The organism is Wolbachia endosymbiont (group A) of Limnophora tigrina (genome assembly GCF_964263225.1).
Lineage (GTDB): Bacteria > Pseudomonadota > Alphaproteobacteria > Rickettsiales > Anaplasmataceae > Wolbachia.
Genome location: NZ_OZ181654.1, coordinates 768,279 through 781,030, shown reverse-complemented (window position 1 = coordinate 781,030; position 12,752 = coordinate 768,279). Strand labels below are relative to the sequence as shown.

The 12,752-nt window shown below is 34.6% G+C and carries 13 protein-coding genes, 2 tRNA genes and 1 pseudogene; 10 read left to right on the top strand and 6 right to left on the bottom strand.

The window, feature by feature from the left end; genetic code table 11:
• Window positions 1–8: 8 nt before the first annotated feature.
• From clpX to ACE38P_RS03600, 4 genes are all read right to left on the bottom strand, one after another.
• Window positions 9–1,286 carry an ATP-dependent Clp protease ATP-binding subunit ClpX gene (gene clpX, locus ACE38P_RS03615; protein WP_010406852.1) on the bottom strand — a complete coding sequence of 426 codons (1,278 nt, stop codon included), beginning with the start codon at window positions 1,284–1,286 and terminating at the stop codon, window positions 9–11.
• The gene (gene clpP, locus ACE38P_RS03610; protein WP_139686893.1) at window positions 1,286–1,912 is read right to left on the bottom strand and encodes an ATP-dependent Clp endopeptidase proteolytic subunit ClpP; all 627 of its coding nucleotides are present in this window, start codon (window positions 1,910–1,912) and stop codon (window positions 1,286–1,288) included. The genes clpX and clpP overlap by 1 nt, the downstream gene beginning before the upstream one ends.
• Window positions 1,913–1,923: 11 nt before the next feature.
• Window positions 1,924–3,267: a trigger factor gene (gene tig / locus ACE38P_RS03605; RefSeq protein WP_139686894.1), complete on the bottom strand. Its 1,344-nt coding sequence runs from the start codon at window positions 3,265–3,267 to the stop codon at window positions 1,924–1,926.
• A gap of 155 nt (window positions 3,268–3,422) precedes the next feature.
• Window positions 3,423–3,504, bottom strand: a tRNA-Leu gene (locus ACE38P_RS03600).
• Between the two features lie 256 nt (window positions 3,505–3,760).
• On the opposite strand from ACE38P_RS03600, the gene ACE38P_RS03595 reads away from it, so the two are divergent.
• On the top strand, window positions 3,761–4,360 hold the full coding sequence (locus ACE38P_RS03595) for a BON domain-containing protein (protein WP_010406846.1): 600 nt from the start codon (window positions 3,761–3,763) through the stop codon (window positions 4,358–4,360).
• A gap of 211 nt (window positions 4,361–4,571) precedes the next feature.
• On the opposite strand, the pseudogene ACE38P_RS03590 reads toward ACE38P_RS03595, so the two are convergent.
• Together ACE38P_RS03590 and prmC are read right to left on the bottom strand one after the other, a co-directional pair.
• Window positions 4,572–4,995, bottom strand: a pseudogene (locus ACE38P_RS03590) (transposase); the annotation flags it as partial.
• An 81-nt stretch (window positions 4,996–5,076) separates the two neighbouring features.
• The gene (gene prmC / locus ACE38P_RS03585) at window positions 5,077–5,928 is read right to left on the bottom strand and encodes a peptide chain release factor N(5)-glutamine methyltransferase (RefSeq protein WP_139686898.1); all 852 of its coding nucleotides are present in this window, start codon (window positions 5,926–5,928) and stop codon (window positions 5,077–5,079) included.
• A gap of 442 nt (window positions 5,929–6,370) precedes the next feature.
• Between prmC and rpsL the strand changes: the two genes are divergently transcribed.
• The 9 genes from rpsL (at window position 6,371) to rplA (ending at window position 12,741) form a co-directional block, all read left to right on the top strand.
• Window positions 6,371–6,745, top strand: coding sequence for a 30S ribosomal protein S12 (rpsL, locus tag ACE38P_RS03580; RefSeq protein WP_010406837.1), 375 nt, complete (start codon window positions 6,371–6,373; stop codon window positions 6,743–6,745).
• Window positions 6,746–6,750: 5 nt separating this feature from the next.
• Window positions 6,751–7,227, top strand: coding sequence for a 30S ribosomal protein S7 (gene rpsG, locus ACE38P_RS03575; RefSeq protein ID WP_006014699.1), 477 nt, complete (start codon window positions 6,751–6,753; stop codon window positions 7,225–7,227).
• A gap of 21 nt (window positions 7,228–7,248) precedes the next feature.
• The gene (gene fusA / locus ACE38P_RS03570) at window positions 7,249–9,324 is read left to right on the top strand and encodes an elongation factor G (RefSeq protein WP_010406835.1); all 2,076 of its coding nucleotides are present in this window, start codon (window positions 7,249–7,251) and stop codon (window positions 9,322–9,324) included.
• Window positions 9,325–9,336: 12 nt separating this feature from the next.
• Complete coding sequence (gene tuf, locus ACE38P_RS03565) at window positions 9,337–10,509, top strand: elongation factor Tu (protein WP_374699506.1); 1,173 nt, start codon at window positions 9,337–9,339, stop codon at window positions 10,507–10,509.
• A 12-nt stretch (window positions 10,510–10,521) separates the two neighbouring features.
• Window positions 10,522–10,594 (top strand) — tRNA-Trp (locus tag ACE38P_RS03560).
• Window positions 10,595–10,604: 10 nt separating this feature from the next.
• Window positions 10,605–10,814 carry a preprotein translocase subunit SecE gene (secE, locus tag ACE38P_RS03555; RefSeq protein ID WP_374699505.1) on the top strand — a complete coding sequence of 70 codons (210 nt, stop codon included), beginning with the start codon at window positions 10,605–10,607 and terminating at the stop codon, window positions 10,812–10,814.
• Entirely contained in the window at window positions 10,804–11,640 is an 837-nt protein-coding gene (gene nusG, locus ACE38P_RS03550; protein ID WP_010406831.1) for a transcription termination/antitermination protein NusG, read from the top strand. The genes secE and nusG overlap by 11 nt, the downstream gene beginning before the upstream one ends.
• Window positions 11,641–11,642: 2 nt before the next feature.
• Window positions 11,643–12,083, top strand: a complete 441-nt coding sequence (locus ACE38P_RS03545) for a 50S ribosomal protein L11 (protein WP_374699504.1) — start codon at window positions 11,643–11,645, stop codon at window positions 12,081–12,083.
• A gap of 4 nt (window positions 12,084–12,087) precedes the next feature.
• Window positions 12,088–12,741, top strand: a complete 654-nt coding sequence (rplA, locus tag ACE38P_RS03540) for a 50S ribosomal protein L1 (protein ID WP_374699503.1) — start codon at window positions 12,088–12,090, stop codon at window positions 12,739–12,741.
• Window positions 12,742–12,752: the final 11 nt, after the last annotated feature.

The window sequence follows — 12,752 nt, the reverse complement described above, 5'->3', positions numbered from 1 at the left end:
GCCTCAAATTAATCATTAACCGTTATAACACTACCCTTATTATTATGATTAATCGTCGCTTTGCCTAATTCTACCATTTTCTTAGTAACCGTTATAGTGCTACCTTCAAAACCTCCGTTGCCGGATATATACATAACATCAAGCAAAAGTGACTCTAAGATAGCACGTAACATCCTTGCACCTGTTTTATAGCTTATAGCTTTTTTAGCAATAGCTGATATTGCTTCATCTGAAAACTCAAGGTTTACTTTACTAAATGCAAGCAATGCTTTATATTGTTTTACTAGCGCATTTCTTGGCTCTGTCAACACATGTATTAAATCCTCGTGATCCAGCTCATCTAGAACAGCAGTTATTGGAACCCGTCCTACAAATTCGGGTATCAAACCGAATTTGATTAAGTCCTCAGGTTGAGCATCGCGTAAAGCATTTTTTTTCTTTTGTGCTTTAGACTGACTTATATCTGCTCCAAAGCCAACTGATGTTCCCTTTTTTCTTGCCTCAATAATTTTATTTAGGCCTTCAAAAGCTCCTCCACAAATAAATAGTATGTTACTAGTGTCTACTTGTATAAACTCTTGTTGCGGGTGTTTTCGCCCTCCTTGTGGAGGAACATAAGCAACCGTACCTTCCATGATTTTTAGTAGAGCTTGTTGGACCCCTTCACCTGAAACATCACGGGTTATTGAAGCGCTTTCAGACTTTCTTGTGATCTTGTCTATTTCATCGATAAACACTATACCATGCTGTGCCTTTGCAACATCATAATTTGCAGCTTGTAATAGACGTGACAACACGCTTTCTACATCATCACCTACATAACCTGCCTCAGTCAAAGTTGTCGCATCGGCCATAGCAAATGGCACATCTGAAACTTTAGCAAGTGTTTTTGCTAGCAAAGTCTTACCAGAACCAGTAGGGCCAATAAGCATTATATTTGACTTCTCAATTTCAATATCACTTATAGAATGAAGTTGCACCATGGATTGACAATGGTTATACATAGCCACAGATAAAACGTGTTGCGCATGTTCCTGACCTACAACATGCTTACTAAGAAAATTTTTTATATCTTCAGGTTTCTTTAGTAATAGCTTCATATCAGATATATGATCTGAATTAAAAGCTCTCTCTTTCTTTTGACTTATTGCTTTATGGGATAACTCTATGCATTCATTACAAATGAACACCTTTAAACCATCTGAAGAGTTAGTAATCAATTTATCTACTTCGTTTTGTGCCTTGTTACAAAAAGAACAGTAGTGTAAATCATTATTGTTATCCATTAAACTACCTTTTGTTTAACTTTAATATTTTCAATCTTCATATCTTTACGCTCAGCTATTACTTTATCAATCAAGCCAAGTTTCATTGCTTCTATAGGATCCAAAAATTTATCTCTTTCCATCATTCCTTCAATCTTCTTGAGTGAATGCCCAGTATGTTTTTCATAAATTTGATTTAGCTTTTTCTTAATTCGCAAAATTTCCTTAGCATGTATTTCTATATCAGTTGCTTGACCTTGATAACCACCAGATGGTTGATGTATCATAATTCTTGAATGAGGTAGAGAGTGGCGCTTACCTTTCGCACCAGCTGCAAGCAACAAAGAACCCATAGATGCAGCTTGACCTATACATAAAGTTGAAACGTCTGGACTTATGTACTGCATTGTATCGTAGATTGATAAACCAGCAGTTACAACACCGCCTGGCGAATTAATATACATATGAATGTCTTTATCAGGATTTTCCGATTCTAAAAATAAAAGCTGTGCTACTATTACGCTGGCCATGTTGTCTTCAATAGGGCCAGTTACGAAAATTATTCTTTCTTTTACTAGCCTTGAATATATGTCATAAGCCCGCTCACCGCGACTAGTTTGTTCAACTACAATTGGTATAAGAGTCATACCTTTTCCTATCAAATATTATCAAATAATTCCTTTAATTCTTTCACAGAAACAATCTGTTCTTCTTTACTAGCTTTTTCTATCATATAATCTGTCACTTTATACTCAAGCGCTTGCCCTCTAACTAATTCCTGAAATTGTCCGTCTGATTTAAAATGTTTAAATACTCTGTCAAATGATACATCTTTACTGACATATTGATTTACAATAACATTCATAATATCACTTTGAGTTAATGATATTTCATGTTCTTTACTGAACTCCATAAATAGCATTGCAAGCTTTACACGTCTTTCAGCTTCTTTACAAGAATCATCTTTAGCATTCAACTCTCTTTCCACTCTCTGCTGTTCCTGTTTTACTACTTCTATAGGCAAGTCAAAACTATAACTAGCATCCAAACAATCAAATAGCTCTTTCTTAATTAAGAGATCTCCCATTTCTTTACACTGATTATCAATTACTTCTTTTACATGATTTATTAGCGAAGAATGATCTTCAAAACCAATTCTCCTAGCTATTTCATTATCACTTTGCAAATCTTCGGCAATCTGAATATCATTAACTCGAACAGAAAAAGCAGCCTCCTGCCCCGCAAGGGAAATTACCTGGTAATCTTCAGGAAATCTCAACTTAAAGCTTTTTGTTTCCCCTTTTTTCATGCCAATTAATTGATCTTCAAAACCATTTATAAATGTTCCAGATCCTAAATTAACAGTAAAATTTTTGCCACTTCCACCTTGAAAGAGCTTATTTCTAATTCGCCCTTCAAAGTCAATTATCAGTTTATCCTCGTTTTTTGCTTGATAAGAAGCATCATCAACAGAGACAAAGTTAGGAAATTTTGTTTTTATAGAATCAATAAATTCTTTTATGTCTCCCTCTTTGATTTTTGCCTTAACTTTCTTCAAATTTATTTTATCAAGATCTATTACTGGCACTTTTGGCATCGATTCAAAAGATAATTTGTACAGAAAGTCGCCTTTTTCATCCTTTTTATCCAGGTTTGGTAATGACATAATATCAACCTTAGGATGGATGTGAGACTTAACTTCGATTTTTTTCATTAAATCACTTGAGCAATAGTCAATCGTATCTTTTATCACATATTCCAAAGCTTCGTTTTTATAATTTGTAACAACAAGATCGTAAGGCATCTTTCCGGATCTAAATCCAGGCAATTTTGCATCCTTCGCTATTTCTTGTAATCTAGAGTTTATCTTTTGTTCTATATAATCACTACTAACTGTGATTTCATACTCATACTTTAGTTTATCTACACTAAGTTCCTTATAGGTATATATATTACTTAATGTATCTGCTTCGACTGCATTTTGAGTTATATTACTAGACATTACAACCTGTTATCAATATTTTATTTATGTTTTAATAAAGCCATTTTACCAGAATTTAAGTTAAATACAATCCTTAAGAACAGGTTCTTATACAAACAAAAGTGTACTTAGTGATTATAAATTTTCTCTTAAAACCTGAGTTACATGACTTTAAGTGCGGATAGAGGGACTTGAACCCCCACGAGCAAGCTCACCAGGACCTAAACCTGGCACGTCTACCAATTTCGCCATATCCGCAAGAACCCTTCATTAACTTATAGATAACCACTTCTGTCATCTTATGCAATTTAAAGATTAGATTTTAGTACCACAGACTGAACTTATAATACTGGTTAACTCCACTATGAATCTAAGCCTGAATTACTTTAACTAACATTATTGAGATAAGTACTGTCTTAGAAATATTCAAGGCTTATTCAATTTATAGTATTTACACAATAAAAAAAGCTTATTAATATTCTTTAATTAAAGCTCTAAACTCTGGAAATTAATAATGAGATTAATAGCAAGCTTCTTACTCGCAATTTTTCTGATTACACAGAGTGGCTGTACGACTCTTGTGAGTGGTATAGTGGTAACAGCAACTGCAGCGGCTACAGCAATAACAATGCAAGATAAATCCTTGGGAAACATTATTGATGATACAACTATAGTAATAAGAATCAATAAGGGACTCTTAAAACACGGACTGTTCTCATCTATAAAAGTTAAAGTGAGTGAAGGAAGAGTATTACTCATTGGAAATGTTGATAATCATGAAAAGCAACTCACAGCAGAGAAAATAGCTTGGCAGCAAAAAGAGATTAAAGAAGTGATAAATGAAATAAGAGTCACACCAATTAAAATGGCTTCTATGCTAGATGTTACTGTAGATGGTATGATAACAGCAGAGATAAGCACGAGGCTTCTGGGAAAAAGAAATATTAAATCAATTAATTATAGCGTTAATACAGTTGATAGAGTCGTTTATTTGATGGGTATAGCTCAAAATAAGGCGGAATTAAAAGCTGTAATAGCAATTGCAAGAAAAGTAAAAGGAGTAAAGCAAGTTGTAAGCTATGTGAGATATAGACATAGCAAATTGCGTCATTGATGAAAATTTACTTGAGTGTTAGTACCATGTAGCTAAGCCATAAAACTCCTTTACAAATTTCGTCAGTTCACTCTTATGGTATGTATAACAATGTTACAAAAAATAATATCATAGAATTCAATAGAATAATTCCTAGAAAATCTCTACATACTAAAAAAAGTAAAATGCTATTTAACACTCCCAAGCTTAAGAATAAATAGCAAACATCTATATCTCGTGCGATATGGCGTTTTATTCCTGAGATTTTTTTACCAGCGTCATAGCCTTTTTCTTCATCAGTGTCTGCGTTCTTTACACTCTGAGTGTCAATTATGCAAAAGCTGATTTTTTCTTTCCAAACATTGTTTTGTCGGACCACATTAACTATTTTTTTTAACATGCACTCCAAAATACTTTTTTTTATTTCCTTTTACTTTTTCACTCCATTTTTGAAATAATCATAACAATTGCGCCATTTTGGAAACTCTTTTGGTAGCATCCTCCACTGATAACCACTTTTTAGGGCGTACAACACTTCGCAAAATATATCATACAAATCAAGTTTTCTTGGTTTTGTTTTTTCCACAAGACTCCATATCTGGTGAAATAATCTCAAACTTCTCTCGACTTATGTCACTTGGGTATACACTCCTCATATATCCTAATTTATACACTCTATTTCTTACTTTATGCCTTTCTTGAGATTATGAACAGATTCTTAGAAAGCTAGCGTTCTACTAGTCATGTTCTTTATCTTGCTTTACAACAATGCATCTTTTCATTCCAGCCAAGTCGTATACGTATTCCTGAAAAGCCAGTCCATATAAGGGTATTATTTTGTCAATATTGCTTTGATCTTCGCCTATTTCCAATATCGCAAACCCATCTTTTTTAAGGCACTTTTTCAATATTGGAAAAATACTCAGGTAACAGCTCAATCCATCGATACCGCCATCAAGAGCAATTCTTGGCTCTTTTTGCACTTCAGCTTGCAGATCTTTTAACTTACTTCTTTTAATATATGGAGGATTGCTTATTATGAGATCAAATAAATCTCTGCATTCTGTCCACGAATTTGGAAATATTTTAGCTCTGTTGAGAAGATTATGTTTCTTTGTGTTCTGGCAGGTAATTTTGTATGCTTCCAGGCTTTTTTCAAAACCAACTCCAATAGCATATTCATACTCACTAAGTACGGAGATCAACAAACAGCCTGTGCCTGTGCCAAAATCTGCAATTTTTATTTTTTGCTTCTTATTTTGGTAATATTTTAACACTGTTGAAATTACTGTCTCACTATCTGGTCTTGGATCTAGAACATGTTGGTTAACTATAAAATTTTTACTCCAGAATTCACGATTACCTATTATTTGCGATATTGGATATCTTTCTGCTCTTTTTTTTGTTAATTTCCAGAATAGAAGTTCTTTGTTTCTTGGTACCTGATTGATGTGATTCATGATTGTGAATGATCTTTCTACTCCAAGTACGTACTGCATGATGATTTCACAATCCAAATGTGGTGATTCAATTCTATGTGATGATAGTAGCTTTGACCCTTCTTTAATTAAAGCGCTGATTGTTTTCATTATTCTAAAAACGTGTTCCTTGTATGCAAGAACAGCAAAATTGAGTATAGAATTTTGAACTTAGGGTAGCTGCATTAAATCTAAGTGTCAAGAGTAGGATTGTAAAAATCATCCGGCTTTACTGGTAATTCGGTTAGTTCGGTTGGTATTTTTGCATTAATGTTAGAAGCTCTTGGCTCTATTATAAGCATTATTTTCTGCATATTCTTTGATAGCCATCACAGTATATTACTTGTTCCATATCTATATTAATTCGACCACAGCAAGTGATAATTTCTTAATATTAAAACCAATATGCGCTTTAGCATATAATTATCAGTAGCTTTCAAAGCAATTAGGCTGAGATTATTAGAGTAGTAATGTTTATTTTTATATTGACTATTGAGGTTTATTATTTTATAACTAAGACTTAGTTGTTTTTAGAGTTTTAAGTTTACAGTATATGCCTACGATAAATCAATTAATATGTAAAGGTAGATCAGGGTTAACTCGCAAGAAGAAGGTGCCAGCTTTGGGAAAATGCAATCCTCAAAGAAGGGGTGTTTGCACTAAGGTATATACTACAACTCCTAGAAAGCCTAATTCAGCACTACGTAAGGTAGCTAGAGTAAAGATTAGTGGATACGGTGAAGTGACGGCTTATATACCTGGCGAAGGTCATAATTTACAAGAGCATTCTGTTGTTTTAATACGTGGTGGGCGAGTTAAGGATTTGCCGGGTGTGCGTTATCACATAATAAGAGGTGCTCTTGATCTACGTGGTGTGCAAAATCGAAAGAAAGCTCGTTCAAAATATGGTGTAAAGAAATCTGGTTAAAATTTATGGCGCGTCGTAATAAAGCAAAAAAAAGAACAAGCCCTGACTCTCGTTATGGTAGTGTCTTGCTTATGCGTTTTATTAATATAATTATGAAATGTGGTAAAAAATCTATTGCAGAAAAGATTGCTTATAGTGCTTTGTCCTTAGCTGAAAAGAAAATAGGCAAAGATGCCTTATCAATTTTTGAAACAGCAGTAGAAAATGTTACCCCTTCTATAGAAGTACGCTCTCGGCGTATTGGTGGTGCAACTTATCAAGTCCCTGTTGAAATTCGTCAAGATAGAGCAATTTCTTTGGCATTAAGGTGGATTGCTAGAGCAACTTCTGCTGCTCGAAAAAAGAGCGGTAGAACTACTGTTTATTGTTTGCAGTCTGAAATATTAGATGCTTATAATAAATGTGGTGGTGCATTTAAGATGTGTGAAGAAAAGTATAAAATGGCTGAAGCTAATAAGGCATTTTCTCATCTTCGTTTTTAATATTAGCTGATTGATTGTGGTATGGAAGTTTTAATATCTAGGTATAGAAATATAGGAATAATGGCTCATATAGATGCTGGCAAGACCACCACAACAGAGCGTATTTTATTTTATACTGGCAAACAAAATAGGATTGGTGAAGTGCACGATGGTGCAGCTTCTATGGATTGGATGGAGCAAGAGAAGGAGCGTGGCATTACAATTACCTCTGCTGCAACAACATGTTTTTGGAATGATCATAGGATTAATATAATAGATACTCCTGGTCATGTTGACTTCACTATTGAAGTTGAGAGATCTTTGAGGGTTTTGGATGGTGCGGTTGCTGTATTTGATGGAGTTGCTGGAGTTGAGCCTCAGTCTGAGACAGTTTGGCGTCAAGCTGATAAATATAACGTTCCTCGTATCTGCTTTGTTAATAAAATGGATAGAATCGGGGCAAATTTTTATCGATGTGTCGATATGATAAAAACGAAGCTTGGCGCATCACCTTTAGTTATTCAGTTGCCAATAGGAAGTGAGAAAGATTTTAAAGGCATAATCGATCTTATTTCTATGAAAGCTATTATATGGCAAGAAGAAACATTAGGCGCTAAATTTTCTTATGAAGATATTCCTTCTGATTTGCTTGATAAGGCTCAAGAGTATCGAAATCTTTTATTAGATGCTGCAGCTGAAATGGATGATGAGGCGATAAATACCTACTTTGAATCTAACGATCTGCCAATTGATTTGTTGAAAAAGTGTGTGAGAAGCGGGACCATTAAAGGAAAATTTGTCCCTGTATTATGTGGGTCAGCTTTTAAAAACAAAGGCGTGCAATCACTTTTAGATGGTGTGGTTGATTTTTTACCCTCTCCTATTGATGTTGATGTAATTATTGGAACTGATCCTAAAGATTCAGAAAAGAAAATTGAGATCAAACCTTCAGAAAAAGAGAAATTCGTTGCTCTTGCGTTTAAAGTGATGACGGATAAATTTGTAGGTAGCTTGACGTTTATTCGTATTTATTCCGGTAAGTTAAAATCTAAATCTGCTGTGTTAAATGCTGGAAAGAATGAGACTGAGGGAATTGGTAGAATGTTGCTTATGCATGCAAATAACAGAGAAGATATAAACGAAGCTAAAGTTGGTGATATAGTTGCCTTAGTTGGATTAAAGAAAACAATTACTGGTGATACTTTATGTTCATCTGATTTTCCTATACTATTAGAGCGTATGGAATTTCCTGATCCTGTTATTGAAATTGCTATAGAACCGAAAACCACCTCAGATCAGGAAAAATTAGGTGTTGCTTTGAATAGATTGGTTGCAGAAGATCCTTCTTTAAGGATGTCAGTAAATGCAGAGAGTGGGCAGACTATATTGAAAGGTATGGGTGAGCTGCATCTTGAGATTATTATTGATAGAATGAAGCGCGAGTTTAATGTTGAAGCTAACGTTGGTGCGCCTCAAGTTGCATATCGTGAAACTATCACTAAATCTGTTGAAATTGATTACACTCATAAAAAACAATCAGGTGGTGCTGGTCAGTTTGCTAAAGTTAAAATAAAATTCGAACCTCTTGAGCCTGGTTTTGGCTTTCAGTTTGAAAGTAAAATTGTAGGCGGTGCTATTCCAAAAGAGTATATACCTGGAGTGCAAAATGGCTTAGAGTTGATAAAAGAAGGTGGTATAATTTCCGGCTTTCCATTGATTGATTTTAAGGCTACTCTTCTTGATGGTGCTTTTCATGATGTTGATTCTAGTCCTTTGGCTTTTGAACTTGCTGCTAAAGGTGCTTTTAAGGAAATGGCAAATAAAGCTGGTCCAAAAATGCTAGAACCTATAATGAAGGTGGAAATCATTACTCCTGAAGAATATATGGGTGATGTTATGGGTGATATAAATAGTAGAAGAGGCAGTGTTGTTGATATGCTGGATTTAGGTAATAATAGCAAAATAATTACTGCTTCGGTTCCTCTTGCAAATATGTTTGGTTATATAAATGTTTTGCGTTCTATATCTCAGGGAAGAGCTCAGTATAGTATGCATTTTTCTTGTTATGAACAAGTGCCACAATATGTGGTTGATGAGTTAAAGTTAAAGTATAATTAAAGGTTAGTAATTATGACAGCGATAGTAGAAGCATTTGGAAAGCCGCATATAAACGTGGGAACGATAGGACATGTGGATCATGGGAAGACAACGTTAACAGCGGCGATAACAAAGCATTATGGTAATTTTGTAGCATATGATCAGATAGATAAAGCGCCAGAAGAAAGAAAGAGAGGTATAACAATAGCAACAGCGCATGTTGAATATCAAACAGAAAAGAGACACTATGCACACGTTGATTGCCCTGGACATGCTGATTATGTAAAGAATATGATAGTAGGTGCAGCACAGATGGATGCAGCAATATTGGTAGTGTCAGGGGTTGATGGGCCGATGCCACAAACGAGAGAGCATATATTGCTGGCAAAACAAGTGGGTGTTGGATATATCGTGGTATATATAAACAAAGCTGATGTTGCTGATGCTGATATGATAGATTTGGTGGAAATGGAAGTGAGAGAGTTGCTGAGTAAGTATAAATTTCCAGGTGATGAAGTGCCTGTGATAGTTGGGTCTGCGTTAAAAGCATTAGAAGATGATAGTAGTGAGTATGGAAAGAAATCAATGGATAAATTGATGGAGAAGTTAGATGAGTATGTGGCAGTACCTCCAAGGCCTGTAGATTTGCCGTTTTTGTTGCCAATAGAAGATGTATTTTCAGTGCCGGGCCGAGGGACGGTAGTAACAGGAAGAATAGAGAAGGGGGAGATAAAGATGGGGGATGAGATAGAGATAATAGGTCTGAAAGCGACGCAAAAGACGATATGTACTGGTGTTGAGATGTTTAAGAAGTCGCTAGATAAGGGAAGTGCAGGACTCAATGTAGGAATACTACTAAGAGGAACAAAGAAAGAAGAAGTGGAGAGAGGGCAAGTATTGGCAAAACCAGGGACAATAACCCCGCATAAGAAATTTAATGCGGAGGTGTATATATTGAAGAAAGAAGAAGGAGGGAGGCATACACCATTTTTTGCAAATTATCAGCCACAGTTTTATTTAAGGACAACGGATGTAACTGGGAGCATAAAATTGCTAGATGGAAAGGAGATGGTAATGCCAGGGGACAATGTAAGTATAGAAGTGGAGTTGCAAGTACCAATAGCAATGGATAAAGGATTACGTTTTGCGATAAGAGAAGGTGGTAGAACTGTTGGTTCTGGCGTTGTTTCGGAAATTTTAGAGTAAACTTTGAATTATAGGAGTGTAGCTCAATTGGTAGAGCGCTGGTCTCCAAAACCAGAGGTTGTAGGTTCAATTCCTATCGCTCCTGCATTAATATTATGGTAGAAATGTTAAAAAACCTGTATGTTTTTTTTTGCGATATAAAGCAAGAAGTAAGGAGAATTGCTTGGATAAAAAAACAGCAGGTATTGTCATCTTTGTTTATTGTAATAACTGTTATATTATGCTTTTCGATTTTCTTTTGCTTCGTAGATTTTATGTCTCTTTACGTAATTAAGACTTTATTTGGAATTATTTATGGAATATAAGTATAAATGGTATATCATTAAAGTCGATTACGGGTATGAGAAGGATATATGCGAGTTGGCAACCAATACTGTTTACTTTAAGGAGGTGTTTATTCCTTATCAGACAGTATGTGATGTAAAATCTGATATAAAAGAGTTATGTGAAGTATATATATGTATGCATCTGTGTGATGAAAGCAAAAATATTTTGAATCAAATGACTGGGTTTTGTGGTGATGAGTCTGGTCATTTTGAGATGATTTCAGATGATGAGGTAATTTTAAAACGTAAGGAATTTAATAGATATAAGTGGTACATTTTAAGAGTTGCCTCTAATTATGAAGAGAAAGTGCGCCAATATATATTAGAAAATTCTATGAGATTGAATATTAATAATTATTTTAATAGGGTTTTTATTCCTTGTGAAGAATTAAGTGAGATGGATTTAAAATCTAAAAAAAATGCTAAACGAAGGAAGTCCTTTCCTGGTTATGTCTTTTTATACATGAATTTATGCGATGAGGTATTAAATTTTATTAATAATATACCAAAATCTCTTAAGGTTTATGGATTTTTGAAAAATGGTAATGTTCCAAAGGTGATTGAGGATAATGAGATTCGCTCAATGTGTAGTGCGCTTTACAATGCTCAAGAAACGAAAAAGTTGAGTTATGGTTATGAGAAAGGTGAAAAAGTAAAAATTAATGATGGTCTTTTTCAAAATTTTACTGGTAAGGTAGATATGGTAAATGATGAGAAAAAAATTATTAATATTGAAGTATCAATCTTAGGTAAGCCAACAATAATAGAGCTTGATTTGGCTCAAGTAGAGAAAATAGAGGATTAATTATGAGTAATGTAGTTGCTAAGATTAACTTTCTTATGGAAGCTGGAAAAGAAGTTCCAGGACCGAAAATTGCTTCAGTACTTGGCCCGCGTGGTATACCTGTTCCTAAATTTTGTGAAGCTTTTAATAAAGCTACTAGCACTGCTAACGCTAGTTATAAAGTAGGTGATTTAGTAACAGTGAGAATTTCCATAAAGGATGATCGCTCTCATGATTTTACTGTCAGCGGTCCGCCTGTGGCTTATTTGCTTAAGCAGGAAGCTAAATTAAGTAAAGGTTCTGGTAATTCTGGTAAAGAATTAGTGGCTAAATTATCTATGTCTGCTATCATTAAAGTGGCAAAGTGTAAGATGGTTGATATGAAAGTGGATAATGAAGATTCAGCAGTGAAGATGGTTATAGGCACTGCAAAATCTATGGGTATAGAAGTTGTGGAAGGTTAGGTAAATGAGTACATATAATGATGATTCTAAGCGGTGTTTGGAGAAGATTTTTGAGTCTGCTTCAGCAAAATTTAATGAATCAGTTGATATCGCAGTCAATTTAGGTGTAGATTCACGTAAATCTGAAGAGCAGGTGCGTGGTACAGTAGTGTTGCCTAAAGGTATCGGGAAGAATATTAAAGTAGCTGTTTTTGCTCAAGATAAACATTTATTAGAAGCTGAAAAAGCTGGTGCTGATATTACAGGAGGAGAAGATTTAATTGAAGAGATAAAAAAAGGTAGAAAGTTGAATGTTGATTGGTGCATCACTACTCCTGATTTCATGGCAAAAATCACTCCTATTGCAAAAGTATTGGGTGCTAAAGGGCTGATGCCTAACCCTAAATTTGGTACTGTGACTTCTAACATTGCGGAAGCTACTAAAACCATTAAGTCTGGTCAAATAAAATTCAGGACGGATAAAAATGGGGTTATTCATGGTAAATTAGGAAGTATTAAATTTGATATTGATGATTTGCTGGAAAATTTAAAAGCCTTTCTTAAAGTAATTAGAGACAATAAACCTGCTTCTGTGAAAGGAGTTTACTTTAAAAGCGTTTTTTTAAATTCAACTATGGGTAAAGCTCATAAAATAAACAAAGTAGAAGATATAATTTAAGGGAGCGAAAT